This window comes from Natrarchaeobaculum sulfurireducens (genome assembly GCF_003430825.1).
In the GTDB taxonomy this organism is placed as follows: domain Archaea; phylum Halobacteriota; class Halobacteria; order Halobacteriales; family Natrialbaceae; genus Natrarchaeobaculum; species Natrarchaeobaculum sulfurireducens.
Genome location: NZ_CP024047.1, coordinates 1,335,067 through 1,361,231 on the forward strand (window position 1 = coordinate 1,335,067; position 26,165 = coordinate 1,361,231).

33 protein-coding genes and 2 tRNA genes are annotated in these 26,165 nt (G+C 57.4%); 22 read left to right on the plus strand and 13 right to left on the minus strand.

Annotated features, from left to right (window positions below):
* Positions 1 to 54: 54 nt before the first annotated feature.
* Positions 55 to 855, minus strand: a complete 801-nt coding sequence (locus AArc1_RS07750) for an inositol monophosphatase family protein (RefSeq protein WP_117363826.1) — start codon at positions 853 to 855, stop codon at positions 55 to 57.
* Between the two features lie 470 nt (positions 856 to 1,325).
* Here AArc1_RS07750 and AArc1_RS07755 point away from each other — a divergent pair, with 470 nt between their 5' ends.
* Positions 1,326 to 3,020: an ATP-binding protein gene (locus AArc1_RS07755; protein ID WP_117363827.1), complete on the plus strand. Its 1,695-nt coding sequence runs from the start codon at positions 1,326 to 1,328 to the stop codon at positions 3,018 to 3,020.
* A 140-nt stretch (positions 3,021 to 3,160) separates the two neighbouring features.
* Here the strand turns inward: AArc1_RS07755 and AArc1_RS07760 are convergent.
* Positions 3,161 to 3,243, minus strand: a tRNA-Leu gene (locus AArc1_RS07760).
* Between the two features lie 483 nt (positions 3,244 to 3,726).
* On the opposite strand from AArc1_RS07760, the gene AArc1_RS07765 reads away from it, so the two are divergent.
* The 11 genes from AArc1_RS07765 to AArc1_RS07805 all read left to right on the plus strand — a co-directional run bounded on the left by AArc1_RS07765 (position 3,727) and on the right by AArc1_RS07805 (position 10,739).
* Positions 3,727 to 4,677 carry a DUF5794 domain-containing protein gene (locus AArc1_RS07765; protein WP_117363828.1) on the plus strand — a complete coding sequence of 317 codons (951 nt, stop codon included), beginning with the start codon at positions 3,727 to 3,729 and terminating at the stop codon, positions 4,675 to 4,677.
* A gap of 46 nt (positions 4,678 to 4,723) precedes the next feature.
* Positions 4,724 to 4,898, plus strand: a tRNA-Trp gene (locus tag AArc1_RS18690).
* Positions 4,899 to 4,981: 83 nt separating this feature from the next.
* Positions 4,982 to 5,221, plus strand: coding sequence for a DUF7563 family protein (locus AArc1_RS19325; protein WP_117363829.1), 240 nt, complete (start codon positions 4,982 to 4,984; stop codon positions 5,219 to 5,221).
* The gene (locus AArc1_RS19495) at positions 5,214 to 5,348 is read left to right on the plus strand and encodes a hypothetical protein (RefSeq protein ID WP_267130097.1); all 135 of its coding nucleotides are present in this window, start codon (positions 5,214 to 5,216) and stop codon (positions 5,346 to 5,348) included. The genes AArc1_RS19325 and AArc1_RS19495 overlap by 8 nt, the downstream gene beginning before the upstream one ends.
* A complete protein-coding gene (locus AArc1_RS07775; RefSeq protein WP_228442408.1) occupies positions 5,345 to 6,334 on the plus strand; it encodes a DNA adenine methylase in 990 nt (329 codons plus the stop codon). Before AArc1_RS19495 ends, AArc1_RS07775 begins: the two co-directional genes overlap by 4 nt.
* Positions 6,335 to 6,446: 112 nt before the next feature.
* Positions 6,447 to 6,962, plus strand: a complete 516-nt coding sequence (locus tag AArc1_RS07780; protein ID WP_117363830.1) for a hypothetical protein — start codon at positions 6,447 to 6,449, stop codon at positions 6,960 to 6,962.
* Complete coding sequence (locus tag AArc1_RS07785; protein ID WP_117363831.1) at positions 6,959 to 7,471, plus strand: DUF488 family protein, N3 subclade; 513 nt, start codon at positions 6,959 to 6,961, stop codon at positions 7,469 to 7,471. Before AArc1_RS07780 ends, AArc1_RS07785 begins: the two co-directional genes overlap by 4 nt.
* Positions 7,471 to 7,671, plus strand: a complete 201-nt coding sequence (locus AArc1_RS07790; RefSeq protein WP_117363832.1) for a hypothetical protein — start codon at positions 7,471 to 7,473, stop codon at positions 7,669 to 7,671. The genes AArc1_RS07785 and AArc1_RS07790 overlap by 1 nt, the downstream gene beginning before the upstream one ends.
* Positions 7,668 to 9,287 (plus strand): DUF7845 domain-containing protein, encoded by a 1,620-nt coding sequence (locus AArc1_RS07795; protein WP_117363833.1) that lies wholly within the window; start codon positions 7,668 to 7,670, stop codon positions 9,285 to 9,287. The genes AArc1_RS07790 and AArc1_RS07795 overlap by 4 nt, the downstream gene beginning before the upstream one ends.
* A gap of 355 nt (positions 9,288 to 9,642) precedes the next feature.
* Positions 9,643 to 10,212 carry a hypothetical protein gene (locus AArc1_RS18460; RefSeq protein ID WP_133412333.1) on the plus strand — a complete coding sequence of 190 codons (570 nt, stop codon included), beginning with the start codon at positions 9,643 to 9,645 and terminating at the stop codon, positions 10,210 to 10,212.
* A gap of 236 nt (positions 10,213 to 10,448) precedes the next feature.
* Entirely contained in the window at positions 10,449 to 10,739 is a 291-nt protein-coding gene (locus AArc1_RS07805; RefSeq protein WP_117363835.1) for a DUF7692 domain-containing protein, read from the plus strand.
* 101 nt (positions 10,740 to 10,840) lie between these two features.
* On the opposite strand, the gene AArc1_RS07810 is transcribed toward AArc1_RS07805, so the two are convergent.
* The 7 genes from AArc1_RS07810 to AArc1_RS07835 are packed head-to-tail and all read right to left on the minus strand — an operon-like array spanning position 10,841 to position 17,155.
* The gene (locus tag AArc1_RS07810; protein WP_117363836.1) at positions 10,841 to 11,650 is read right to left on the minus strand and encodes a hypothetical protein; all 810 of its coding nucleotides are present in this window, start codon (positions 11,648 to 11,650) and stop codon (positions 10,841 to 10,843) included.
* A 3-nt stretch (positions 11,651 to 11,653) separates the two neighbouring features.
* The gene (locus tag AArc1_RS07815; RefSeq protein WP_117363837.1) at positions 11,654 to 12,769 is read right to left on the minus strand and encodes a hypothetical protein; all 1,116 of its coding nucleotides are present in this window, start codon (positions 12,767 to 12,769) and stop codon (positions 11,654 to 11,656) included.
* Positions 12,766 to 14,229, minus strand: coding sequence for a hypothetical protein (locus tag AArc1_RS07820; protein WP_117363838.1), 1,464 nt, complete (start codon positions 14,227 to 14,229; stop codon positions 12,766 to 12,768). The genes AArc1_RS07815 and AArc1_RS07820 overlap by 4 nt, the downstream gene beginning before the upstream one ends.
* A gap of 13 nt (positions 14,230 to 14,242) precedes the next feature.
* Positions 14,243 to 14,398, minus strand: coding sequence for a hypothetical protein (locus tag AArc1_RS18695; RefSeq protein ID WP_154670851.1), 156 nt, complete (start codon positions 14,396 to 14,398; stop codon positions 14,243 to 14,245).
* A complete protein-coding gene (locus tag AArc1_RS07825) occupies positions 14,399 to 16,369 on the minus strand; it encodes a hypothetical protein (RefSeq protein WP_133412334.1) in 1,971 nt (656 codons plus the stop codon).
* Between the two features lie 2 nt (positions 16,370 to 16,371).
* Positions 16,372 to 16,920: a PGF-CTERM sorting domain-containing protein gene (locus AArc1_RS07830; protein ID WP_117363840.1), complete on the minus strand. Its 549-nt coding sequence runs from the start codon at positions 16,918 to 16,920 to the stop codon at positions 16,372 to 16,374.
* 28 nt (positions 16,921 to 16,948) lie between these two features.
* Positions 16,949 to 17,155, minus strand: a complete 207-nt coding sequence (locus AArc1_RS07835) for a hypothetical protein (RefSeq protein WP_117363841.1) — start codon at positions 17,153 to 17,155, stop codon at positions 16,949 to 16,951.
* A 116-nt stretch (positions 17,156 to 17,271) separates the two neighbouring features.
* On the opposite strand from AArc1_RS07835, the gene AArc1_RS07840 reads away from it, so the two are divergent.
* Positions 17,272 to 17,460, plus strand: a complete 189-nt coding sequence (locus tag AArc1_RS07840; RefSeq protein WP_117363842.1) for a hypothetical protein — start codon at positions 17,272 to 17,274, stop codon at positions 17,458 to 17,460.
* Here AArc1_RS07840 and AArc1_RS07845 read toward each other — a convergent pair.
* Positions 17,452 to 18,042, minus strand: a complete 591-nt coding sequence (locus AArc1_RS07845) for a site-specific integrase (protein WP_117363843.1) — start codon at positions 18,040 to 18,042, stop codon at positions 17,452 to 17,454. The genes AArc1_RS07840 and AArc1_RS07845 overlap by 9 nt on opposite strands.
* Before the next feature lie 209 nt (positions 18,043 to 18,251).
* On the opposite strand from AArc1_RS07845, the gene AArc1_RS18465 reads away from it, so the two are divergent.
* The gene (locus AArc1_RS18465; protein ID WP_133412335.1) at positions 18,252 to 18,569 is read left to right on the plus strand and encodes a hypothetical protein; all 318 of its coding nucleotides are present in this window, start codon (positions 18,252 to 18,254) and stop codon (positions 18,567 to 18,569) included.
* Between the two features lie 216 nt (positions 18,570 to 18,785).
* Positions 18,786 to 19,379, plus strand: a complete 594-nt coding sequence (locus tag AArc1_RS18470) for a hypothetical protein (protein WP_133412336.1) — start codon at positions 18,786 to 18,788, stop codon at positions 19,377 to 19,379.
* Between the two features lie 25 nt (positions 19,380 to 19,404).
* On the opposite strand, the gene AArc1_RS07850 is transcribed toward AArc1_RS18470, so the two are convergent.
* Positions 19,405 to 19,986, minus strand: coding sequence for a hypothetical protein (locus AArc1_RS07850; RefSeq protein WP_117363844.1), 582 nt, complete (start codon positions 19,984 to 19,986; stop codon positions 19,405 to 19,407).
* A gap of 114 nt (positions 19,987 to 20,100) precedes the next feature.
* Here AArc1_RS07850 and AArc1_RS07855 point away from each other — a divergent pair, with 114 nt between their 5' ends.
* The gene (locus tag AArc1_RS07855; protein WP_133412337.1) at positions 20,101 to 21,285 is read left to right on the plus strand and encodes a hypothetical protein; all 1,185 of its coding nucleotides are present in this window, start codon (positions 20,101 to 20,103) and stop codon (positions 21,283 to 21,285) included.
* On the opposite strand, the gene AArc1_RS07860 is transcribed toward AArc1_RS07855, so the two are convergent.
* Positions 21,282 to 21,752 (minus strand): hypothetical protein, encoded by a 471-nt coding sequence (locus AArc1_RS07860; RefSeq protein WP_133412338.1) that lies wholly within the window; start codon positions 21,750 to 21,752, stop codon positions 21,282 to 21,284. The two genes, AArc1_RS07855 and AArc1_RS07860, sit on opposite strands and share 4 nt — an antisense overlap.
* Before the next feature lie 452 nt (positions 21,753 to 22,204).
* On the opposite strand from AArc1_RS07860, the gene AArc1_RS07865 reads away from it, so the two are divergent.
* Positions 22,205 to 22,567: a hypothetical protein gene (locus tag AArc1_RS07865; protein WP_117363847.1), complete on the plus strand. Its 363-nt coding sequence runs from the start codon at positions 22,205 to 22,207 to the stop codon at positions 22,565 to 22,567.
* Positions 22,568 to 22,911: 344 nt separating this feature from the next.
* Here the strand turns inward: AArc1_RS07865 and AArc1_RS07875 are convergent, their stop codons facing one another.
* Entirely contained in the window at positions 22,912 to 23,220 is a 309-nt protein-coding gene (locus AArc1_RS07875) for a MarR family transcriptional regulator (RefSeq protein WP_117365822.1), read from the minus strand.
* Positions 23,221 to 23,447: 227 nt separating this feature from the next.
* Between AArc1_RS07875 and AArc1_RS07880 the strand changes: the two genes are divergently transcribed.
* The 5 genes from AArc1_RS07880 to AArc1_RS07900 all read left to right on the plus strand — a co-directional run bounded on the left by AArc1_RS07880 (position 23,448) and on the right by AArc1_RS07900 (position 26,075).
* The gene (locus AArc1_RS07880; protein ID WP_117363849.1) at positions 23,448 to 23,789 is read left to right on the plus strand and encodes a hypothetical protein; all 342 of its coding nucleotides are present in this window, start codon (positions 23,448 to 23,450) and stop codon (positions 23,787 to 23,789) included.
* A 1-nt stretch (position 23,790) separates the two neighbouring features.
* The gene (locus AArc1_RS07885) at positions 23,791 to 24,039 is read left to right on the plus strand and encodes a hypothetical protein (RefSeq protein ID WP_117363850.1); all 249 of its coding nucleotides are present in this window, start codon (positions 23,791 to 23,793) and stop codon (positions 24,037 to 24,039) included.
* Entirely contained in the window at positions 24,036 to 24,509 is a 474-nt protein-coding gene (locus AArc1_RS07890) for a PadR family transcriptional regulator (protein ID WP_117363851.1), read from the plus strand. Before AArc1_RS07885 ends, AArc1_RS07890 begins: the two co-directional genes overlap by 4 nt.
* Positions 24,506 to 24,826 carry a hypothetical protein gene (locus AArc1_RS07895; RefSeq protein ID WP_117363852.1) on the plus strand — a complete coding sequence of 107 codons (321 nt, stop codon included), beginning with the start codon at positions 24,506 to 24,508 and terminating at the stop codon, positions 24,824 to 24,826. The genes AArc1_RS07890 and AArc1_RS07895 overlap by 4 nt, the downstream gene beginning before the upstream one ends.
* A gap of 226 nt (positions 24,827 to 25,052) precedes the next feature.
* Positions 25,053 to 26,075 (plus strand): tyrosine-type recombinase/integrase, encoded by a 1,023-nt coding sequence (locus AArc1_RS07900; RefSeq protein WP_117363853.1) that lies wholly within the window; start codon positions 25,053 to 25,055, stop codon positions 26,073 to 26,075.
* Positions 26,076 to 26,165: the final 90 nt, after the last annotated feature.

The window sequence follows — 26,165 nt, forward strand, 5'->3', positions numbered from 1 at the left end:
AGGATACTGGCCTGCTCAGCCCCGAAACTAAGCGTTCAGACGGGACTGGACCTATCAGTCGTCGATCGCCTGCGCTGCGGCGAGTAACTCGTCGTGGATCTCGCCGTTCGACGCGACGATCCCCTCGCTGTCGTGGCGCCATCGATTGCCCTCGAGGTCGGTGACCACGCCGCCAGCCTCACGGATCAACGCAACGCCTGCAACGCTGTCCCAGGGGTTCATCCGAAGGTCGGTGACGACACCCTCGAGCGCTCCCGATGCCACCATTCCGAGCTCGAGCTGGGCGGTGCCGAACCGGCGGATGTCGGCAAAGCGTGTGACCAGTTCGCGCGTCGTCGCGGTGTACTGATCGCGCTGGTCGTAGTCCCACCAAAAGGTCGGACAGACCGTGGCCGCCTCGGGATCATCACAGCTGCTGACCGAGATCGGCTGGTCGTTTCGATAGACGCCGTCCGGTCCGGATCGATACGTATCGGACAACGCCGGACAGACTGTCGCAGCAGCCACGGGTTCACCGTCGACGACAGCCGCCACGGCGGTCCCGAACGTCCGGGTACCGACGACGAAGTTGTTCGTCCCGTCGATCGGGTCGACGATCCAGGCGGCACCTTCCGCGGGAACCCGCTTGAGCGCCCCTTCCTCTTCGCCGACGACTGGTTCGTCGGGATACGTCTCACCGATCAGGTCGATTACGGCCGCCTGGGCGTCCCGATCGGCCTGGGTCACGACGTCCGTCTTTCCGTCTTTCTGCTCGACCTCGAATGCCGTTCGAAACGCTTCATCCGCGATCGTTGCACCTGCCTCGGCCGCACGACGGGCGACGGTCGCACGTCGGTCGGGTTCGCGTTCGCTCATTGGAGACTGTCGTCGGTCACTGTGAAAAGAAGTAGCGATTCGACCGTGGCTCCATTCTTATAGTAACAACCGCACCGAGTCACACACCGATCACCGATCCGTCTGGCGAGCAGGTGCGTACTGACGTCCGTGGTTAATATAACCATTATTAGTAGTCAGTGCCTCTCTATTTCCGGCTCTGAAACGCTAGCTCTGCCGGTATCTTTATACCTAAACGGCCAGCCATTTCGAACGTCAATCGAACCTCCTCCTATGTGCGTGAACATGTCGCCTCGAGGACACGGCAAGATGGGTTTCGGACGGCTAGCTACTGGTACCGGCTGCCGGTCGAGCCATCCAGTCGACCCCCAAAGTCGGCCGGAAGCAAGGGGTCACCAAGGGATACAGACAGGAGGCTCACGTGAGCTGACGCCACTCGAGTGGACCCCAGTGGCTTCGCACACCTTCGGGCTCATCTCCGGGGGACCGAAATGAACGGCGAGAGCGGATCAGGCGACCACCGAACCCTCGACTCCGTCGATTCAGCTCGGAAACGGTCGTTTCACGTGCTGTACGTCGACGCAGATAACGACGTCAGATGTCGAGTCAGGGACGAACTCACCCCGACGTATCCAGTGACGACCGCTGAGTCCCTCGCCGAGGCCGCGGACTCGACCGATCCACGCGTCGACTGCGTGGTGGTCGCCGGAACACTCGCTGCCAGCGACGGCCTACAGTTCCTCGAGCAGGTCCGTACCGTCTGGTCGGATCTACCGGTGATCCTCTTCGGCCACACGCCCGACGCTTGCGTACTGGAGGGGCTGCTCGAGGTGGACAACGCCACAGCCGTCTCGAGATCCGATACCGAGACGTCTCCTTCGAACCGAGCGCTCGAGCGGCTCCGATCACGGCTCGACGAGCAGTACGAACGGTCTATCTCGGATGTCAGGGCGACGGTCCTCGACATCGCCCGGCTGTTGATGTCTGCTGCCCCGGACGAGATCGATGTCGAGATCGAGTGGGCACTGAAACTCATCGGCCGACGGCTCGACGCAGACCGCTGTCTTGTCTTCGACTACCACGACGATATACTCGAGCCAACTCACTGCTGGAGCGACGGCGAGCGTCGATCACTGGGACCTAGCAAGGTGGCCACCGACTCGTTTCCGGGATTCGAGTTGGCGATCCAGTCGTTCGACCCGGTCGCCGTCCCGCCGAAATCGGCGTCGTCACTCGAGGTAGACGTCCCCGACGAGTTCGTTGGCTCCGTTCTTCCAGGCGAGAACTGGTCGGATTCCGACGCCGACGCCAGGGCCCACCCCTATCTTAGCGATCGTAACCTCGAGTCGCTGCTTGCGGTGCCCATCGTCGTCGAGTGGGAGCTCGTGGGTGTATTAGCGATCGAACAGGAGACGAAACGATCCTGGCCGCGGTCGTTACAACAACAGCTGAAAACGCTTGGCGAACTCGTCGGCTATACGCTCGAGCGCGAGGAGCGCCGGCGCGAACTCGCCCGACAGAACGAGCGACTCGAGCAGTTTTCTGCGGTGGTCAGCCACGACCTCCGAAATCCGTTAAACGTCCTCACGGGATATGCAGAACTCATCGCAGAAACCGGCGACACCGAGCACATCGACGAGGTGCTCGCGTCCGCCGAGCGGATGGAGACGATGATCGACGATCTCCTAGCACTCGCCCAAGACGGTGCCACCCTCGACGACCTCCAGCAGATCCAGCTCGAGGAACTCGTCACCACTGCCTGGGACGGCGTCGAAACCGGCGAGGCAACGCTCGAGACTCGACACCTCGATTCTCTCGAGTGCGATCCTGGGCGGCTCAGGCAGCTCTTCGAGAACCTGTTTCGAAACGCCATCGAGCACGGGTCGACACAGCGAGACACCGCGGCAGTTAGCGAGACGGGATCCGAGGCACCGCCGGTGACCGTCCGCGTCGAAGGGATCGCCGACGGGTTCGCCGTCGAGGACGACGGTCCCGGGATCCCGCCCGAAAACCGTGACGCCGTCTTCCGCGAGGGATACACTGGCGGCAGCGGCACCGGGCTCGGTCTCTCGATCGTCGAAACCGTCGCCGAGGCACACGGTTGGTCGGTCTCTGTCGAATCCGGCGACCTCGGTGGTGCCCGGTTCACGTTCGCCACCGAAGAGAGTCCTCGAGAGTCGTCGTGACGAGCGGTATCTGAACCTACTCCTCGAATGTATGGACGGCCGTTTGGCTGTCGGTCTGACAGGCTTCAAAAGCTTTGCGAGGGAAGATCCCGCGTAGGACCTTCTGCATCTCGTTTGGCGCGGTTTGCGCCTCACTGCGATGCGAGGGGAGGGAATCGAACCCACGAACGTCTACACGAGCGGATCTTGAGTCCGCCGCCGTTGGCCGCTTGGCTACCCTCGCACGCATTTGGTCGTAGGCGACTGGTGTTTGAATAGTCTGCGATTTTCCGGTATCAGGTCAGGACCTCGAGACACCCCACAGTTTGATTGGACGCTATTGCCAGCACGGACGGCCGACTGATGCCAGTCTGAGAACGGTTCCAAGATTGTCTATTCGTCTCGCAAATCCGTACACCGGTGCGTGCATCTGAACGATACTGTCGCTCAGCCAACCGATCGTGGAATGGCGTCTCACACAACGTTTATTGATAGTGCTGGCGTGCAGTAAGGTATGCACGCTGTGAGTTCCAGCGCGTCCCGAATCGGTGGCCAGACGAGTGTTATCGCTGCCTCCACCTTTAATTTCGGGAAATTCACACGCAAACTCACAGCACGAGGCCCTAATCGGACGAATGGCTGGGACGCCCACGGCTCTCCCCAGTCGGTACGAGATCGTCCACCCTATTCCCCACCGGCCTCGGGTCACGGCCATCGTCGGTAAGCGATGAGCACGTCTCAACACCCGGTTGCCCTCCGCCTCGAGCGATTTGTAGGTGGTGATGCGCGACTGCTTGCGCTGGTGATGATGCTACCGCTGATCGACGGCGTCTTCCCGGCGTTGATCCTTGCCGGCGCGCTCGATGATCCACTGGGGGCCGTACAGATCGGGCTCCTGATCTTCGGCGGCAGCGCAACGGTCGCGGTAATCCTCGCGGAAATGACGGGCACGCCGCGGGAGCAAGCTACGATCGTGTTGCTCGTCGGGATTCCGTTAATACTGCTGGCGGCCGTCCAGGCGGCACTCGCCCCGGCGATTGGCAGCGTCCTCGACATCGCCATCTTCGAGCGGTTCGCCGCGCTGGTAATCGCCGCCATCGCAGCCAAGACCGCCAGTGCCACCATCGGCGAGTATCTTCCGAGCCCCGCAGTAATCATCAGCCTTGGACTCGTCGCCAGCATCGATCCAAACGGGGCGGCGTTCATGGTGATGGACGATCCCGCACTCGTCGCCAACGCCACCCTCGCTGCCGTCGTCGGCGTCGCGTTCGCCCTCGTCGTCGCGCTCGGAGGCCCGTATCTGCGCGAGTACATGGACATCGATCGCTTCCGCTTCGGTAGCGCTGTTGCGCTCGGACTCCTCCCACTGTCGTTGCTCGGGATGGCCTTCGGGCAGGCTCCGCTGGCCGCACTCGTCGTCGCCGCCATCTTCGCGATCGACGTCCCCGTCGGCTTCGACCGAGACTCGAGCGAGGAAGACGACGACCCTGACGAGTCGAGTCTCGGCGTCCGCGAGCTGGGGCCGATCATCGACAGCTCCGAGCGCGACTCCGAGACGATCTTCGGTGGCTGGGTCGCCTCGAGACCCGAAACTGATGACGAGTCCGACTCCGCCGACGGCTCGTCGACTCGAGGTCACGATTCGACCGAAACCGATGGCCGCGCCCCCTGGCTGTAACCCGAATCGAAACCGCTTTAGGGCACATCCACTAACGAAGACTCGAGGGGTCGTGGCCAAGCCAGGGATGGCGACTGACTCCAGAGGTCCCGCGCCCGGGACGACACTCCAGACTGATATACTGATCGGACACCTGATCAGTGTCCGTGTGATGACCCTCTGGAGTTCCGAGGCGCACCGGAGATATCAGTCGATCGGGGGTTCAAATCCCTCCGACCCCATCTGAAATAAAAGGGACGGAGACGCATTTATTCCGTTCCCGACACGTTTTCACATCCGATAGCCGACAGTCCTCGAGCCAGGGGTGGTTCGCGTGAGTTCCACGCCCTGGAGGCCGGTCGATCAATCGACCTGTCTTCATTGTGGAGGCCACGTTACGAACCAGTTCGCTCGCGTCTTCGGTGACGATCGTGACCGTGCCCATCGCTGCGGAGAGTGTGACACCTACGCCCGTCTGAGCCGGGGCTCTGCTGCCGGACTCGAGGTCCCAATTCCGGACCCGGAGACGTCCGAGGGTCGCCACGGAGGTGAGGCCGATGCGTGAGGCGCTGTTCGTGCCTGCAAGCGAACTGTACGACGTCTCGAGCAGGACGCCCATCACCCACCCAGCCCACCAGGCGACGGACGCCGAAGTTCGCGAGGCCGTCGAAACGCGAGGTGATCGGGCGTGAGCTACGAGCAGACCTGTGGAGACTGTGGGAAGACGATCTCCGCTGCTGTGAACTACTGTCCGTTCTGTGGCGAGCCGACAGACCGCGAGGTTCGGACCGATGGCGGACCCGTCGCGGACACCCTCGACCGGGCCGGTGCGTTCCCGTACCCCGGCTCGAAAGGACAGCTGGCTGGCTGGATCATCAACCACTTACCGGACCACCACTGTTACGTGGAGCCGTTCGGCGGCAGCGCGGCCGTTCTCCTACAGAAGCCGGCCAGCACTGTCGAGGTTGTCAACGATCGGGATAGCGATATCGTTCACTTCTATCAGGTCCTCCGTGATCGTGAAACCGAGCTACTCGACTGGCTAAAGGCCACACCCTTCAGACGAGATCTTCACCGGAAGTACGCTCACCAGTATTTCGCGGGCTATCGGCCCGACGACGACGTTGAGCGGGCCGGGCGATGGTTCTATCTCCGTAACACACAGTTCGCGCAGAAATACACGTGTTTCAGTGGCTTCAGACTCTCGCAGGCCCGGAATCACGCGCGCACTTACCAGAAACGGGTTGACAAACTCCGCCTGGTCGCGGATCGGCTTCGGGATGTCCAGGTCGCGAACCGCGACTACGCCGACCTGGTTGACCGGACTGACGCTGCAGACACGTGCTACTACTTCGATCCACCGTATGTCGACGTCGGCGACGACCTCTATTCCCACGAGGATGCGTTTGACCATGCCCAATTCACCGACATACTCGAGTCGACCGAGGGCGACTGGATCGTCTCCTACACCGATCTCCCTGAATCGCTCGAGGGAGACTACTACGTCGTTGAGCGATCGGCTCGCGGGACGATGCGGGCCGGTCAGGGTGGCTGGAGCCAACGAAACACCGAACGGCTGGTGATGAACTTCGATCCGGACTGCACACCCGGATTCGTGGATGATGACACGCGCCAGGAGACGCTTCTGGCGGTGGCCAACGGAGGAGATGACCGATGACTCGGCTCGTCGAATCTGCCGACTGTGACCGGTGTGACGAGCCGACGTCGCCCACGAGCCGACTGTGCCCGACCTGCGCTCGAGAGGTTCGTCGCGCTCGAGGTGGTCCGCTATGAGTTCTCGAGCGTCGGAACTCGAGAGTTCGAAAGCCAGCGGGGACGCCCTCGAGGCCGACGTTGTCCAGGCGGTCGACGCCCTGGAGTACGTCGGTGACCGAACAGCCACCTGGCATGATGCGAAGACGACGACGCTCCTCGAGCCGAGCGAGTGGCTGCCGTTCTACAGCATCGTCGTCGTTGAACCGGACACGCCAGTCGAGATCAAGGGCTGTCAGATCCGCACGAGTAACGGCTCCCGTTCGACCCGCGGACGCTTCTACGTCAAGCGCGCCGCCCACGAGCGGCTGCTCGAGGCGGCCGGGATGTACCTGTTCGTCGTCTACGTTCCACGGCCGGGGCTTCCCCAGTTGGCCCGTGCGCTCGTCCCGGCTTCGATCGTCGACGAGTTGCTTCGCGGGAAGTGGTACGACGTCGGCGGCTCGCGCTCGGAATCCGAGGTCGCGAAGCTCACCTGGTCGCACGTGATCGATCCGAAGATTGTCGACTCCGTAGGAGGTGGGCGGCCGTGACAGTCCATACGACATACTTCGGCGGGGTTGGTCAGTACGAGCCGAGCGAGGGTGCCGACGTCTTCGGCGTCGTTCGCTATCCGAAGGAGTTCGTCGAGCGGGTGACCGACCGGAACATTCCGGCCATTGCACCTCCCGAGGACCTGCTGAACGCCTACAAGACCGTCGAAGAGGCCGCCGAAGAAAATAGCGAGCCGAACCCCGCCGCGATCGCGTGGAACTCGGTCAGCTACGAACGGCGCTACCTCGAGCACCTCGAGGGACCGGGACAGCAGGCAGTCCTCGCAGAACTGGTCGATCGAGCCCGTCAGCGAGACGTCTGGCTGATCTGCTGGGAGAAAGACGCCCGTTGGTGTCACCGCCGCCTACTCGCGAACGCGGTTGTTGCTCAGCTCGACGACGTCGACGTCGTCCACCATCCCGATCCGACGACGATCCCCGTCGAGGAGACGAGTGACGACGAAGAGGGGGACCCTACGCTGGCCGACTTCGCGTCTGGAGGTGCCTGATGGTCGACCTGACCGCCTTCGGCCTCGATCCACAGGAATCGTCGGACGTTGACAACGACGACGACCTCGAGGGCGAGGTTGACCCGGTTTGGTCGAAGTGCGTCGGCTGCTCGTACGTCGGCTACGAGGTGAAATGCCGTCGACAGAGCGAGATTCCCCTCTGTCCGGACTGCTTCGCCGAGCGGGAGGGGTTGCGATGAGCCAGGTCGCGACGACGGCCCACGAGATCGAGGGGCGCTGGAAGTGGCCCGACTGGGGCCGCGGTCCCTACGACGCGCTTTCGTCGATCATGTTGGGGCCGCCGTTCGAGGGGTACGTAGAACTGAGCACCGAGGTCGGCGGCGAGCCCTGGCGACTCGAGGTGCGGTACAGCAAGTCGGGAATCGCGCCGCGGCTGTCGGATGGGATCAACGCCGAGCGGCTGTACGAGTGGGACATTGTGGGCCGTGGGCGCGGTGAGAAGAAAGCGTCGTTCAACATCTCGCCGCGGTTTCCCGGAATGTGTCACTACGAAACCGGCGAGCCGTTACGGCTGCCGTGGGAAAACCAAGTCGGCGAAGTCGACGGCGTTGACGTCGAATACCACACGAGCAACATCGAGCCCGACCGCGGCCTCGAGCTGCTGCCCGAGTTTTATACTGCGATCTTCGAGCACGCTGGTGAAGGGATTCACTCTCACTATTTCCGCTCGAGACCGCACGAGGCAAGCACGATGTGGGCGTACGAACGGTACGTCCGTATCAGTCGGGACTGGGGTCGAAAGCTCTCGTCGAACGGTGTCCTCCAGAAGATCACGCACTTTCTCTCCGACCTGGAGGGCGTCAAAGCCGAGCTGAAGATCGACAACAGGGAAGTTATCAACCATCAGAACCGGCTCGTTCTCGACCCGGCGTCGGTCCGGCAGTTACTCCCCGATCACACCTATGGGCGGAAGTTCGAGATCTATCAGCTGGCCGATCCGGATGCGGTCGACAAAGATCACCCCTCCTACCACCCGAAGGTGGAGGTCCTGGTGAACAAGAAGATGAACGACCGCGAGGCGTGGGCGTGGGACGATCGTCACGACGTCACCGAACAGATCGAGGAGACGCTTCTGAATGCGCTGCACTGGAACGACGTCCCGCTCGCACCCGACGGAACCGGCGTCTACATTCCGGACGATCACTTTGACGCCGTTTCCCGTGAATCACCCGTCGAACTGTACGAAGATCCGACGCCGCGCCTCGAGGCGAAGACGGACCACCTGTTGATCACGACGCTTCGGGATATGGGCGAGACGGCCCGCGACGTCACCGAGACGGTCGCGACCGACGGCGGGGCCACCGTCGACGATCTCGCCGACGACCTGGGCAAGCATCCGGCGACGATCTACCGAGCGATCAAAGATCTGGACGAGATTCTCGAGCTCGAGCAGGGCCAGGTGTCGTTCCGGGTTCGGAAGTATCGCGAGGAACTCCGTGCGCTCGTCGACTCAGCCGAGTACGCGATCGACAGTTTGGCCGACCGGATTCAACACGTGATGGGACTGGCCGACCACATCGCCGAGTCCTCGCCGTTCCAGAAGTGGCTCGCAGAGAACGGTGCCGAGATCGACTACGACCAGGACGGCAACCCGGAGCACGTACGGATGGAGACGATTCTCTCGCGACTGAAGTCCAGCAGCTTCGAGAACGTCCAGCGAATCGCCGCCGAGGCGCTCGAGAAGTGGCGCAAGTCGGGTAACGATCCGTCGGTACTCCGGCAAGCCCAGCTCACCTGGCGGACACCTGGTGGCGGGACCGAGGTCGGATTCGTCGGCGCTGTCGCCGACCGCTGAACCGGCCTCGATAGTGGCAACACTCTTCAGACCCTTCTTTTCAGCAACTCAGGTTGTACTATAGCTGTAACTGTCCAACTCTGGTTGTAGTCACCGGCTCGAGGCCGGGGGCTCCGGCGCGATCGCGCCGGGGGGCCTGCGGGGTCGATTCGCGCTGCGCGCGAACGCCCCCTTGGCGGGTGTCCCCAAGGGGACAGAGCCAAAAAATTACGGCGCCCCACCCCCGCCTTCGCGAACCTCCACTTGATCCACACGAAACGGTGGTTTGGTGGGTTACCAATACATACTTTATAATCTGTGCTAGATGTGATTGTCAAGCGAAGTTGATCAAATGACAAAATCGACTCGAAGATCAATGATTACGCATACCCTCTCGGCGCTCGGTGGGATCATAGCAGGATGGTTCTTAGGTACAACTCTGGATGTATTTCGTCGTCCTCTCGCACGACTCATTGGTGATAGTCCACTTGGCAGAAACCCTGAAATGAATGTAGTTGTAGTTGAAGATACCATTAATGATGGAGCAGATTATTCTCTCACAATCGCAAACACTGGTGATGAATCTGCTGAAGACGTTTCTTTGTTCCTGTCGTTTGAGAAGGAGATAATTGAGTTCAATATCGTTCCCTATGGAAATGAAGCGCCGCATTCAGACATTGACGTGGAACTTAGACAAGACGGCGGAGTAGACATTAGAGTTGACCAGCTACTACGGAGTTCTGGCAAAACTGCCGCGATCATTATCGAATTCACGCTTGGTGAAAATGAAAGCTCTACGTCAACAAGAATAGAAGAAGTGAATTCAAGAAGAAAAGAGGAAATCGTTGCATACCTCAATCCCAGGGTTTCATGGACTTTCCTTGGGGAAGAACGATACGACGATCCAGACGGGAGGTATCTCTCACCGGTTCAGAATTTACCATAAAATATAGCTGCTCATCGTTTACTAACTCCCGCCACCTCCCAGGACTCACACGTCGCGAACATCGGTTTCCCGAATATGAACACGAGCCCGAGACAGCCGTGTTCATATCGCGGCGGTCGCCGTGGCGATCAGCTCGCCAGCCGGGTCGATCACACCCGACCCGACACTGCCCCTTATAACTGAGACGCCAGTGCGTCACCGCAAAAATCTAGGAATAGCGGCTCGTGTTCACAAGCATGGCTCGCAACCAGACGCCCGGCTCGGTCCGGATTCGCACCGGCCAGGGCAACGAATGGCGCTACGACGCGATCGAGAAGGCCGCACGGTTCTACGACTGCAACCGATCGAACGCCGTCGCGTTCGCCTGCGAAGACGTCGACCACCTGGTCCGAGCAGCGCGAGCCGTCCTCGAGCGTGACGATCTCACCAAGGCCCAGCGCCAGGAGATCGCCGAGACACTCTCGACTCGAGCGGTAACCTTCGACGTCGAGACCTCGGTGACTGTGACCAGAAAAGGAGACGAATAACCCGGATCGAACTCGGCGATCGATACCTGACCCCCTCCCCCCACCCGGTGGGGGCTACGCGCGCACGCGGGAGGGCCGGCACCAGGGATGTTATCAACGAGTCAATTTACAGCTGCTACTTTCTCGTCTGCCACGACTCGAGCGAAGTCCTGGGCGTCGGTATACTGCTCGAGTTCGCGGACGTCCTTGTCACTCCATCCCATCCGCCGCAGTTCTTCGCAGGCTTCCTCGTGGCCGTCCTCACAGGCTTTTCGAGCCCGTCGCGCTGCCTCACTCTCGCCGCGTTCAATCTCGGCGATCAGCTCGTCTTCCGCCGCGTCGGTATCGTCCTCGTCGAGGCGATCGCCACGAATAGACTCGCGGTTCGCGTCGGCTAACGACACGTGTTCCTCCGGCTCGAGGCGGTAGTCGTAGATCGAGAGCCAGTCGTCGATGCCTTCGGCCTGGAGCGCCGCTTTTGCGCTCCTGGCGTGCATCACGTTCGTCCTCGAGAAGTCGAGCCGGTTGCGCTCGGCGTCCGTGAGCGGTGTCTGTCCCGATCCCGACGCGGACGCCCTCGAGTCGGCTGCTTTTCCGGACACCAGTGTTTCCGTTGATAAGCTTGCATCTTCGGCGAGGACGATCACTGCCGATCGTCGATCGTCGCTCGGGGCCAGCTCGTCCTCACCGATCTGGTCGCGAATCGCGTTTGCGACGTCACGGTCTGCGAACTCGTGGCGGCTCGTGTCGCGGAAGCGGGCGAGTCCGAAGCCCTCCTCACGAAGCTGTGCGACCTCGTCGTTCGCAAGGTCCTCCGGATCGACCGTGCCGGTGGGACCGAGGTACTCCCAGTGGTGCTGGCCGTCACCGTAGGTGACGCGGTAGGCGTACGGTCCAGAGCCGTTGATGTATCGAGTGATGATCGTCGCCATCGGTCAGTCCTCCTGATCCTCGAACCGGGGGTCGGTGTCGCCGTCCCACTGATCGCGGTGGTAGCTACAAAAGCCGCTTTCGTGCTTTGTGAGGGCGTTGCAGTCGCTTCCGTCGCTCTTCTTCCCGCGACACTTGATCTGCCTCTCGCTGTCGTCTCCGCCGTCTCCAGCGTCCTTCTGATAGTCTTCCCAGTTTTCGATGAGCTTTCCCTTCTGAATTTGCTGGTGGGGGCTGTCTAAGTCGACATCGAATGTCGCGAAGTAGTTGGTATCAGCGCCCCATACGGACGACGACGGGACGTCGAACAGCCCTCGCACCTTGAACCAGTGCTCGTCTTTCACGTAAGACTGCCAGCCCTCGTAAACCGTCGCAAGATCGGCCATTCCCTCCGATGCCTTCCCGTCCTTCGTGATCACCACATCGCTTTGCGTACGAAGAATCGCCGCAATGTCGGTGTCGTGCTCGTGGCCGACGATAATCAGCCTCGTAGAGCCGCCCTGCCCCTTCCTGAGCGCGTTGATAAACCGACTGACTGTCTGGCGGACCTGACCGCCAGGATTCGCGTGGGCGTTCATCTCGGTGGACCACTCGTCCATCAGTGCCACCTTCTCGCCGGGGGTGTCCCGAACCCACTCAAGGAGACCGCTCACGGTGTCGACGTAGGTCACGTCTTCGTGCTCGTCCGGTCCGCGGACGTTCGTCGCGACCGCGAGGTCTTCGTCAAACTCCCGCCAGAGTTCCTGCACGAGATTGATCCCGAACACCGTCTTCCCGGACCCCTTCGGGCCTTTCAGTAGGATTTGCTGGGCTGCTGGCTTGCAGGCGTTGACAAGTCGTGTATAGCCGGTCGCATCGACCCGCTGCTCGGATAGGCCTGTCGCGGCGTTCATCGACGCTACGTGTCCCTTTTGCCGGGCCTTGCGTAACATATCCGTCTCACTGGTCCGGCTTAGTCCGTGCAAGAGTGGGGATGTGTCGTCCTCGAGGCCGGCCCGCTCTGCGGCCAGCATCAGGTTCCCGACTGACTTCGAGTCACTGAGCACGGCGTCGATGTTCGCGTTGACGTCTCCCTCTCGAATCTTATCCGCAAGGTCTGCGGCGTCGTATCCACTGCTCATGAGTCTGCGTCTTGTTTCTCGGATTGTTCGTCGTCCTGTTCCTCCGGGTCCTGGTATTCAATCTCTTCGCCGTCGTCACCGCCATAGAATCCTTCAAATCGGGTTCCGTTGGCAGCGCGGGCCAGGATACCGTCGACCGGGTTCTCGTCGACGGTCATGATGTGGCGAAGCTCTTTGTCCACCGCTCGAGCGGAGCCGGTGTCGCTCGCGATCGAGATCGCGGGCATCGCCGAGAGGATCGAGCGGAGCATGTTGCTCTCGTCGCGCAGAATCTCTCGGTTGCCGTCGATCTTCGACCGCTCAGAGATGAGCTCGAAATCGTCGGCGAGTCCAGGCCACGTCCCTCGAGCCTCGTTCGATGACGGGTCGAACGCTTCGACGACATGGAGACGCCCGCCTGGAGCCGAGGTGTCCGTAGCGGCGCCGTCGACCTCCATCTCCGCGATTCGATCCGGCGAACCGGAATAGATCGCCACGCCGTAGTTGCCGCCGCCCAGGTCGTCACGATCGTCGCCGTGCTCGAGGTCGCCGCCGTCTTGAATCGCTTCGACCATCTCGGCGAGCCCGCCGTTAGCGCCTAACGCCTCTTCGATCACGTCGCGAGCGTCGGCCGACAGGACGAACTCTTTATCTGGCGACCAGAGCCGCGCAGCGAGCACGTAGACCGGGACGAGCATCAACACGAACGCCACGAACGCACCGACGATGATCACGCCCATAGCGTCCGACAGCGACGACCAGAACTCGATAGGTCCGGGTGCCCGACCGAACCACCAGGCCATGAAGTAGGCCATCAGCAGCGCAAAACCGATTATCAGCGTCTTGTTTTCCGCGACGAATCGCTTTACCTTGTCAACGAATCCGTCGACCGGGTCCGTTTCGACCTTAATCCGTTCCTCCGAAGTGAGTTCCTTGTACGTGTTTTCGTGCTGCCGCCGGAGCGACGTGACGACGATCGCCAGCGCGAACACCGGGCCGATCGCGCCGGAGACCACCGCCCACTGCACGATCTGGACTGTTGGCTGACTCTGCAAGATCGTCAGAATGCCTACGTCACCCTGGTACTGGTAGCCGTCCTGCGTAGTCGTCACTGAAACGGCTTCGTCGCCGCGTAGGGCTATCTCGATCGTTTCCTCACCCGTCACGGTAGTCGTCGTCATCGCGAACTGTCCCTGTCCACTGAACCCGGCGTCAGAGACAGCGACAGACTCCATTCCGTTCCCGTCCACCGCGACTGTGACGTAAGCGGTGTCGTCGTCAAACTCCACGTTGGTAAGCTTCAGGTCTGACTCGGCGAACTCGTGGATAACCGTGCTCTCGTTATTCGATTCGTTCCCTTCGGCGACCACTACGCCGCTCGAGGCTGCGACGATCGCGACGATCGCGACGGCCAGGAGTAGCGCGAGGCGCTTCGTTGGTAAGTTCGGCAGTGTCGTTGGTGAGTTGTAGTCTGAAAACATGGGTCTCAGCGCGTTAGAATCCGATTAGCGAGCGTAGCAGGTCCTCGAGCATCTGCATGGGGTCGATCGCGCCGCCGCCGATCGCGAGCATCAGCAGCCCGCCGAAGAACCCGACGGTGACCAGCACCGGGAGCATCGCCCGGATCGCGTAGAACACTGGCAGTGCCATTCACGAATCACCCATGAACACCGCTGCCAGCGTCGAAAGGACCAGCGCAGCCAGCCCGCCGAAAACTAATGTGTCGTCGATCCCGCCGCCACCGTCGCCACCGCTGCTGCCGCCAGCGTCGCCTAACGCTTCCTCGAGTTCTTCGGTCTGGTCCCGGAGTGCGTCGATTTGCTCAAGCGTTTCATCCGTATCAATCTCTGTTGGGTCAGCAACGGAATCAATGTGCTGTGTGTAGTTGACCGAGGGCACTATCTCCATGCTCTCGATTTTTTCGCCCTCTTCGAGTTCTGTCTCTTCGACGTAATAGACGTCGTACTCTTGGCTGTCGTCGTCTTCGTCGTCGTCTTCGTCGTCGTCGGCTTCGGCAAGCTCGAGATCGGCGAGCGAAACCCACGTTTCGTTGTCCTCGCCTTCGATCATTACGCCGTAAGCGTCGTCCTTTTCCTCAATTTGCTCCGGCGGGTCGTCCCCTTCGTAGACGGTCACTCGCCCGTCTTCGCCCGCTTCTACGGTAGAATAGTCAAGGTCGGCATCTACACTCTCCAACCCGTCTACTTCTTTGATCTTCAGCGGCTCGTCACCGGGTAAAACGACCGTCTCATAGCCGTCTTCGTCCTCTTCAAGATAACCGAAGTACGCCATTCGGTAGTCATCTTCTCCTAACTCTACACCGGGAGCAACCTGCATCGTCTCACCGTCTTCGAACTGCGGGTATAGCCTGCCCCAGACGGGTTCTGCGCCTAATTCTGAGTGTTTGACGAGAGCAGTATAGCCACTCTCATCAGGGACGTTCGCACCAATAGCGAGCAGTTCTGCCTCGAATCGGCTCTGTTCGCTGGAGTCGGCGAACTGAGTCGCGATATCACTGGACGAGATCAGATCGTCCGGGTCGACGGCTCCCGTCTCTATGCCGTCGTGAACCGTGTCCACGTAGTCGTCAAGTTTCCCGTTTATCTCGTCGTAGTCGTCTTCGATTTGCTCATGCACATCCCGCATTTTCTTCCAGTGGCCCAGCGGGTCGATGGTGTCCCAATCGCTGTGTTGGATTCGGAACCGAACCTCTCGACGGTCGAAGGTCCCGGTCATATCGAAACTACCCGGACGTTCGACGGGTGCCCACTCTTCGAATGGGTGGTGCCAGTGCTCGTCGTTTCTCATCACTGCGGCGACGTAGAGATCATCGTCCCGTCCGTTTAACTCGCTGGCGTCTACTGGCGTCTCTACAGGCACCATATAGACGATATAGCCGTCTTCACCATCGGGCTGTGATGCTTCGATAGGCACCCATTCGTCGTCTACGTCCTCCGGCTTGACAGGCTGCGGAGTGCCACCCTCACTGTCGCTGTGTGGTCCACTCGCGTTACGCACGTAACGCTCCCACACCGAAATGTCAAGAGACCCGGTCTCTTCCGAATCTAAGACGATCTCCTCGATAATGGAGTTGATGAACGTATTCCAACTCTCAACGAGGTTCGTCATGCTCGTGGTGACAGTTTCGTTCAACTCTCGTTGAGCGTCAGCCATCGTGGTTCCGGTTTCTTCGCCCTCCGCTGCGTCTCCTGCCGTTCTCGTGCTGATGTTACTCCATGCAGTCCGCTCGAACGGCGTTTCAGAAGCGTCTAAGAACTCCCTCTCTGCTTCGTCGATGAACGAGCTACCAGCCTCGTGTGCGGAGCTAACCGCTTGGTAGATTCTGTCTTCTGTTACACTGGTCGAATCAATGTTAGGCTCCGACGACCGATACTCTGCAAGGGCATAGCCCGCCGCACCTCCCGCCGCGGTCCCGGCTGCTGCCGCCCCTCCTGCGACGACTATGGGAGCGACCGCCTCCGCGTTCCCTACTGGTCCGTTGTCGGTAGCGGACGCCCCCGCACCGATCGCGCCGACGGCGCCAGCCGACGCCCCGATCCGCTTGAGGTATCCGCGCCTCGAGCAACTGCTATCGTCCGTCGAACTATCAGAATCAGTCATGGTTAGTTACTCCGTGCGGCCAGCATTCCGGCGGTGGCCAGCGCCGCGATCGCGACGACGACACCAAAGCCGGGCACCGAGTCAGCCCCGCCGACGCCACCGCCGATCAGTCTATCATCTATGCGCTCGACCGACTCAATCGCGTCGTCGTCACCTTCGACAACGACGGTGTGCTCGTCGCCGTTCTCCAGGTCGTCGTAGTCCGACCAGTCGAAGGTAGTCACAAGCGTCTGGCCCGCGTCCGCGTCGAGCGAGTTGTTTTCGACCGGCTCACCGTCGTCGTACTCGTCAGCGTCGTAGAACAGTACCTCAGCCGTTGCGTTCTCGTCGTCAATTGAGTCGTTGAACGTTACCTCGAGCTCGAGGGAATCGTCCTCACTCTCGAGAGTTACGTTATCTGCGAACTGTTCTTCGGTCGCCGCGCCGACACCGACCATCATGACGGCCATGAGTCCGACCAGAAGGATACCGGCGGCCGCGCCGACCGTAAGGCGTACAGCGAGTTGTTCCCAGTCCGATTCGACAATCTGTGTGTTATCAACGTGTGTCATTGAAATGGTGAAATTAGGTGGCTACGGGCTACGCTCCTGGGTAATCGACGACATTGGCCGACTCGGCAAGGTCGTAGACGCCCGCGATGAACAGCAGTGTCGCGACCATCACGCCCAACTCGGTCCCGAGTGTGTCGAACAGCGTCCAGTCTGCCAGAGCGTACGGCAGCCAGAGAATCGTTGCAAGCGCCAGCAGGGCGGTCACGCCCATGCGAACTGCACTATTGTGTGCCATGCTACGTTAGTAAGTTATCTACCCAAAAGCTAGATATACCGGAAACCGCCGGAACCAAGGTTTGTAGATGAAACCACTGTCACAACCTTTATCACTAGTCGGGTTGCCCGCCGGATATGGCAGTAAACAAGCTCAGACAACTCGATCAGCACAGTTTCGGCGTGACGCTGCCAAAAGACGAACTCCGAAGCGAGGGACTGGTTGATGAAAACGGTGAGTTGGTCGACGAACAGCACTTCTACGTCCAACAAACCGACGACGGTGAATGGACGATCAAGCGAATCGAGCAGGTCGAATTAGCCTAACCAGGCGACCTTTTCGCGTTCTCGTTGCTGTGCCTCCGGCGAGTAGGTTCCTCTGTAGTGCTCGAGGAAGGTCTCTAAATCGTTCCAGCCACCCCAGTCGATCACCAGGAGCGGATCGACGTCGGCTGCTGCCAGCGCGGTTGCCCAGGTGCGCCGGAGATCGTGAAAGCCCAGGTAGCGCCAGCCGTCGTCGTTCGTCTCGTCGGCCAGCTCGTCAGCGGCCGCCGCGAGCCACCGCCGCAACGAGCGCGTCGTCGAGATCTCGAGCAGCGGCGTACTCGCTGGCGCGTCGCGGACGTCGGCCACCGTGCGGATGGTCGTTGCTAAGTCACGCGGGACGGGCGTCTCGCGGAACTGGTCGCCTTTCCCGTGCCAGACACGGAGGACGGTCCCAGCGTCGGTGTTGACGACGTCCTCCGGTGAGACGTCGAGCACTTCGTGAGAGCGGAGCCCGCAGCGGGCACCGAGCGAGAAGGCGAGTCGCTGTTGAGTGTCTTGGGCGACCTCGAGCAACTGTGCTACTTCGGACTGGCTGAGCCAGACCTTCATGTCGTCGCGGTTGGCGTGCTGTTGGAGATTCATGTCCGGGTTGCGAGCAAGGCGGACGGCAACCCGGTGGATAGTCAGTGTTTCGGAGGGGTTGGACGAGGCGATCGAGGCGGTTCACGTCCGACTTTTCGACATTAGCGGACTCTATCCTTTTAGACGCACATGAGTGACAGCCAAGCCGCTTCTGAAAGCGGTGTAGCATTAGCCGAATTATTATTACAGATGAGGGACCAAGCTTGAGTATGTCAAATGAGCTGTACTCTGAAACCCCTCACGAAGCGATCGAGCTATACTTAGAAAACAATTCAAATTTTAAAAAGGTGGACAACTGGGAAAGAGAAGAAGACTCACAATTCACACTAGATGAATTTGAAGAGAAATTGGAAAACACATTTGATGGCGAATTGGATCGTTCGTCAATAGAGGGAGTTAAATCAGTCTTTTTGATACGCTATCGTCTTTTTAATTCTGATGGAGAATTTATTGGGTTTGCTACGTTCAGCGCGATACCACATCAATCAGACCACTGGGAAGTGGCGATTTGGGAATCAGGAGTTTAACCGCTTGAGACCAATAGGAAGCACAAACGAATGCGGGCTGAGGCAATTGCTGAGATAGTCTGTATGGTCGTCAGGCACTGTTACGAGTTTGAATAGGCATAGGCCCACATTGTTTTTCGATTCAACATTCGTATTGTATTGACTGATACATCTCTTAGTGATCAACGGTTGTATAAGTAACAAATAAGTGCAAACAACACTGGGTATGGATTAAGAATGAACCCTGATGGTGATGGAGCCTCGTACGCGAGAGCTCAACTAAAAGAAGCAAAACGTAGGTTGGAATCAGTACATGACAGAACATCAAATGTAGAGAAAGAAGAAATTGTCGGTGCAATTGATCAAAGAACGGACGATCTTGTTGTCGGCAATCAAATTAAAGAAATACCGGAAGAATATAGGAACTATGTTGTCTTAGGGAAGAGAGAAACGAGATCTGTTGATATTGAAGGGCATATTCAAAATATCATAATAGATTGTCAAATGACGATTGAATTGTCCGTAAAGTCAATGTTTAAAGCGGTGGGCCAAGATTTTGACTATTCTCATGCAATAGGGTTTGGGTCGCACAACACACAAGGATTTAACAATAGGATTCCAAATGAATTCCCAAGAAGAGAAGAAATAGTTCGAGCCATTTTTCTAACTCAACTTTGGGAAAAGTTCTATGAACTTGCAAAATATGGTGCCCCAGAACTGAATGCAGAGCCCTCTGTGATCTTTGATATAGATGATGGGGAGAGAGCAATGAACGACGCTACGTTTTGCGTTGAGTTAGCTGAAGACTTTATTGAATACGTTGATGACTAGCTTGTTCTTTTGATTTACAATATGACTAGAGTGACTTTTCAAATTCGTCAACAGGCATGCCAGCAATATCTGCTGCACGATTGACACCAATCCGGTCCTTATTATAGAGGCTAACAGCTAATTCGTCACGCTGTTTTTCGATATCATCCATCTCAAGAGAACCATTTGTCATCTCTGGGTAAGAATAATAAATGAATGCCAGTAATTCATCTTTCGACAAATCATTATTCTTCTTCTTTATAGATTCTACTAAGCTAACAAGGTCCTCATCCGCTTGCCTTTTTAATTCCGCTGCTAATTGAGCGCCATCACCAGTAAGGCGAATATCTCTCCGATCTTTCCGTGCTAAACCCATATATTGTAGGTTGTCAAGAATGTCACTGAGAGTATCGCTGTATGGTCCCTGGAGATGAGGCTTATAAGAGAGGTATTCAGAAAGAGGTTCAAATTCACGCGATATTAGGAACATTTCCTTCTGGAGCCACAAGTTTCCAGGGACTTGTGAACCGTTATCAGCACCCAGTAATAGAAGGAGGAATCTCTCTGCATTGTTCAGATCGTCAACTGTAATTTCCGATTGGTAGGGAGACGGTTCGAACTGATTCATTATCTCTATTCTTGCTCTATTTTGACTTAAACAATATGAATGCAGCCCTATGGGAAACGCTTATACATCAACGATATATAATATATATCTAACGTGTCTGGCATGAAAATCCGTGTGGAAAATATTGATGACGATACTCTATTTACGACAAAACAAGTTTCAATTGGTGGCAAAAAGATAACTACCCCAACCAAGGCAATTCCAATAAAGAAAATATATAATAATGAAAGTATTTTGACTGAGGCACGCGGTTTCAACGAGGTATATTTCCAGGTAGACGATAAGAAGATTCAGAGGGCTAGGAGTTCATTTGACTCTGAATTTAGTCGGAGTATTGGATCTGGATTGAATAATGCGAAGAACGGAGAGATTAACGCTGTATTTGCGGAATACAAAACAACAAAAGCAGCACCAAAAGAACATCTAGAATATTTATCTGATCTCATATATTCTACGTCAGATATTCTGACAGTGCCTCGAATGCCGGCCCTTCAGTCAGCTATAAAAGAAGATAATGTAGGAACTGCCTCTAAGAATTTTCAAAGGTACATGAAGAACCTTAAAAGCTATCTTGAATATGCGGATCAAATGAATGGAAAGCCCATAATGGGTGTTATCCCAACTCTGCCACCGGTATTCACATCACATATAATCGATTTATATTTTGATAAAGGAGTTCGTGCTTTCTACTTTGACTTTGATGGGCGAAAAGTAACTGCAGAAAAACAATTGACTGACATGGTGACGCCACTTATGCGACGGGTTTCGGTTGAAGATCTCCAAGAAGATGTTTTGCTCTACTCTCTTAATGCACACCGCGGACGAAATACTGGTGGAAAGAACTATACGCCAGCGGCAGACTTCATGACGTTCGGATTCGGACTTGATGTGTTAGGTGACAAACACGTCGGCGGTAAATTACCTCCGCATCTCTATGAGAAAATTAACGAGGGAGGTCCATCTTTCCGTGTTTTCCACAAAGACGAATACACGTACCAGTCCTATGAATATGATAAGGAATTACGTAGGAAGTTGCCCCTTGAAACGGGATTGGATGCCGACCGTATTTTAGGAAGACCAAGTGATAACTACAGATTATCATCCATCTTGAACGGGGAACAACAAGGAATTGAGGCGAGGCGGCTACACACGGTGATAAATGAGCATAGAGTTAAAGATCACATCTACAAGAAGAAAGGAGTCGGCTCAAAAGTCCTTAACAACATGAAATCTGCAAAACGCGAATTTGACGGGAACTCCAACCAGTCAAAATTAGACGAACTGGACGATCTGTTTTAATTATTTTTCGTAAGATAAAGTTGTGCGTCAAGTGTCGAAATTTCCAATGGGTCTTCACTAGAAGATCCCTGAACAACTACATTGGTCTCGTTTTCTGCAATTTTCTCCATAAGGGGTTCCATTGCCCCTTTCGCGTCTAAATATAGAAGATCTCCCCTCGTACCTTCCCCCTTTAACACACGCTCAATTACGTCGTTAGCACTTGCTGTTTCGGTTTCAACCTCGATATTAACTGACACTGTCGGAATGTTCCCTTTGGATAGCTCAGCCTCCTCAATTGATGCCTTTACGAGGTCTTCAAAAGCCTCAGTCGGGTTGGCTTCCACAGAAAAGGAACCATCCAAGTCATTGTTTCCTAAATACACCAACACCATCAGATCCGTAATATAGTCTGAATCATCATCGTACAGCTCTTTAAAAAGTTGCTCACGGTCACTGTGATGTAGGTGGTATGGAATGAGTGCCAAATCGCGTACTGACTCCGCTAGCCGACGACGAATCCGATAGCGTGTGTTTCGGTCTTTGCTAGAATCGCCGGTTTCTCTGGGATTTTCTAATAAAAACTCCTTATCTTTGGGTGTTAGTGCACCGCGGTAACGATCATCTGACCCGTTTGCGTTACTCGTCATCGGTTTTTGGATTGCGTTTGCATTAGTTCGGACGTATATTTATGTGTGTGGTTCCACTACGATCTTACCAGAGTAGGAGAAAATCACCATTCAAAGAAAGAATGCCCAGACCTGTGCAGCACCCAACCAGCTCCCACACAGGCCGGTGCTCCACAGGGGACAAGCACCCCAAGACCACGACGGAGGTCGGGGCCTCCACGGGCCGGGGTAAACTAACTTGCGACTGTATATACTCAGTCGCTAGTCATATAGTTTACCCTTGGTCTTAGAGTCATGGTCCAGCTAAAGAAATGAAAGACGTTCGAAAGCTCATAATCGAGCACTTAGAACAAATCGGAGAACCGCAACCAGCAAGCCGAATCGCAAATGCGATTGATTACAGCCATGGCTACGTCCTCAAGGAGTCAAAGGAACTCTTGAAGGAGGACTATATAAATGGTGAAAAAAACCGCAACGTGCCGTTCTACGAAATCAACGGCGAAATAGAGGTCATCAGCAACAATCGAAAGCAGTTGTTGATCTTGGTCAAAAAGCACGCACCTGGTCGCCTTGATGCAGCTGAGAACATGACTGTTCCCGAGCTTCAACGGCTCCTCAGAAGCATCTCAGATGGAGTAGTTGGCGTCCAAAAGAGCTGGGAGTTCTGGACATAACCCTCAGCCTTCCTTCGTATACGTAACGACTGTGAAACAATTGTTCTCAACCGCGAAGTGCGCGAGCTGACGGCCACGGTTGGTGCGCCGCGTCGATCTCGCCTTTCAAGTACAGCATTCCCCATGTCGTGATCTCGTACATGTCGTGGTGGATCGGGGCGATCAACCCAGCAGAAGCGAGCATCTGACATCGCTCGCGAATTCGAGCTTTCGAAGCCCGAAACTCTGGTCTCGAGTTCATCACTGACACCGACGACCACGGCTCTTCGTTGAGATGTTCGAGGATGCGATCATCAAGCTGTTCCATCCAAGTCGCTGACCGACGTTGCTTCACGTTAAACCACCTACGTTGAATTAGACGCATTCCCAGTTGCTGAACTATTCCCGTTCTGCTCGACACGAGTCCACGTTTCTGTATCGAGTTCGCCTTTGAGGTAAGCTTCCCCTTCGTCTGTAATTATGTATACGCCATTTCCGAGATGTGTGAGTAATCCCTTTTCTGCAAGTTTTCGGCACCTACGGGCAATGTGCTGCCGGGAGTAACGAATCCTACCCTCGTCTTTCATCTTCTTCGGAGACCCCGAATCGTTCTCGCAGATGTATTCTAAAATCCGATCATCCACGAGTGACATCCAGTCTCCTGAGTAGCGCATACTCCTACTGATTTGCTGAGAGAATCTAAACGACACTAATATCATATGAGTGCGTCAGTGGTATAATAATACTTCTTCGGAACATTGATGTTCCAATAGCATAGAGGTGGTAACGCGAAGTTGCCAACTCGGATGAAGATGACTCTTGTTGGTATGTGAGATCGGGCGGCGTTGCAGCGCCGCCCAGAAGGTGGCTTCGTATAATCGCAATGAATTACCGAAGCTCTGTGGGGTCGAGACCCCACGCACGGCAAGAAGCATCGCCAACGAATAGTTCTGACGCTCGCTGCGCCTGCGGCGCTCGAGCCGACGGCCACGACGCACTTCGGAACGATCCCATCTGCGAGAACTGTGCACGCGTCCGGACGGACGGTGGCACGACGCCTGCAGAACGGCAAGCCCAGGCACTCGAGACGATCGCCGACGAGTTGCGATTTCAGAACGCCGCGCTCGCCGAAGTTATCAACGTTCTCGACGCGATGCACGGTGAGCGACACCGGCCGCTCGAGGAGATCACCACCTCGATCAAAGACCACCTGATCGTCCGCGGGCTCGAGGAGATGGCCTGATATGGTCGACGACGCACTCGAGGAAGCCGTCGAGTCGATTCCGGACGCCGACCCGGACAGCATCGCTCAGTACGACGACGGGCGTGGTCACTTCCTCATCGAGAGTGACGCCGACGAACAGGACGTTGACGAGATCGAGGAGGTGCTCGAGGCCGCAGGCTACGAACGTGACGGACACGTCCCGGTCCCGGAGTTGACCCAGCAGAACTTCCGGCCGATCGACGACGGTGAGGGAGGTGAGTCCGAATGAGAGACGCCCACCTCTACACCTGCGACACACCGGAGTGCAACGGGCTAAAGGAAGTCATCACTCCCGACGGGTACGTCTGTCACGACTGTGCAGACGAGCTGGTGACCGAGTACGAAGCGGAACCCGAACTCATCGCCGACGGCGGGACCTCGTGGGCCGAACTCACTGGCTTCAAGCGCGACGTCTTGGAGGCCATCGCTCAGCTCGAACGTGATGGTGAAGAGACCTACGGGCTCGCGATCAAGAACCATCTCGAGCAAGGGTACAGCAAAGTGCTCAACGGCCGACTGTACCAGAACCTCGACGCCCTGGAAGCCGATGGCTTGCTCGAGCGCGACGAACTCGACGGTCGGACGAACAGCTACACACTGACGCCAGAAGCGAAAGCGATGCTCGAGGAGAGTATCCGTCGACGCGCAGATGCGTGCGGGCTTCAGGTGGCCGCGACCGACGGAGGTGAGGTTACGTGATCGACGTCGACGAACTCTCCGACGAGGAGATTCAAGCCGTCGTCAACACGCGCGGCTTCCAGAAGATGCTCGCCTACCGGCGGCTCTCCGACGGCATCGAAGTCCTCGAGGACGAGGACCAGATCTTCGAGTCGATGGTTGCCTCGATCACCAAGCAACACTCACAGGTCCGCTCTGAAGAGAGTACGCGCGAGTTCTTCCGTCTCTTTCGTGACGAGGTGGAGACGTTCACCGACGGGCTCGCCGACGAAGAGAACGGCGCTGACCAGGACGACCTCGAGGACCTCATTGTCGAGGACGGTGTTCATCATGCCTGACAGGCCCTACGTGTCCGGGCTCTGTCCGACCGCCGACTCGTACGTACTGGCCGACAGTACTGGGCGCTCACCTACGTGTATCGTCTGTGGTGCGGAGGTCGAATCCACTGTTCGCGAGATCGCCGGGGGTAACTGATATGTGCGATCCATGCGACAGCGAGGCCGACCGTCCCATCACGTTCTGCGACCAGCTACGGCAGTCTTCCACGGTGGGCGGTGATCGTCCATGAGTCGCGACCTTTCGCCACGAGAGGCCCGCGACCGGTTCCTTTCCCGCCGACGTCAAGAGAACACGGAGAAGACAGTTCGCAGCTACGAAAACCGGCTCACCCGGTTCGTAGAGTGGACCGAAGACCAACAAATCGACTCCATGAGCGAACTGTCGGGCTGGGATATCGACGAGTATCGATCCGCTCGAGAAGCGTCGGGGGTCGCACCGGCTACCCTACGCGGTCAGCTCATGGCGCTGAAGCAGCTGCTCGACTACTGCGCGTCGATCGACGTCGTTGACCACCGAGTTCCAGAGAAGGTGAATATTCCGACGCTGAGCAAGTCAGAAGAGTCGAATGACACGAAGCTCGAGGTAGACGACGCAGACGCGCTCTTGACGTTTTACCGGTCTTCGGGCGAGATGTTCGGCCGACCGGAACACGCCTTCCTCGAGGTCGCCTGGCACACGGGCGCACGAATGAGCGGCATCCGAGCGCTCGATATGGGTGACTTCGATCCAGACCGGCAGACGCTCGAGTTCCGCCACCGACCGCCGACCCGCCTGAAGAACAAGGAAGAGGGAGAGCGAGTCGTTGGTATATCGAAGCCGGTCGTGAAGGCACTGCGGACCTACGTCGCGCGTGAGCGGTTCGAAAAGCGCGACGAAGAGGGCCGCGAACCGTTGTTCTCCGGACGTCAGGGTCGCCCGTCGGACACCACGTTTCGAGCGTGGTCGTACCTCGGGACGCAGCCGTGTCGGGTCGTTCAGTGCCCGCACGGAAACCGACGAGCGACGTGTGATTACACCCGACGGAACCACGCGAGTAAGTGCCCGTCGTCACGCAGTCCGCACGCGATTCGGACCGGATCGATCACCTGGCAGTTACTCCAGGGTCTGTCGATCGATGTGGTCGCGGCCAGGGTCAACGCGACGCCGAAGACGATCCGGCGGCACTACTACCGGGCCGCTGAGCGAGACGAGTTCGAGGAACTGCGAGCTGAGCACACTCTGAAACTTGACATTGAGAACTATGATTAGTCCTGAAAACGGTTGCAAAAATTTGTTAGAGAGCCTGTCTGTAGCGCAAACAACACTAGCACCGCTCCCTCCGACCCCATTTCCTCACGC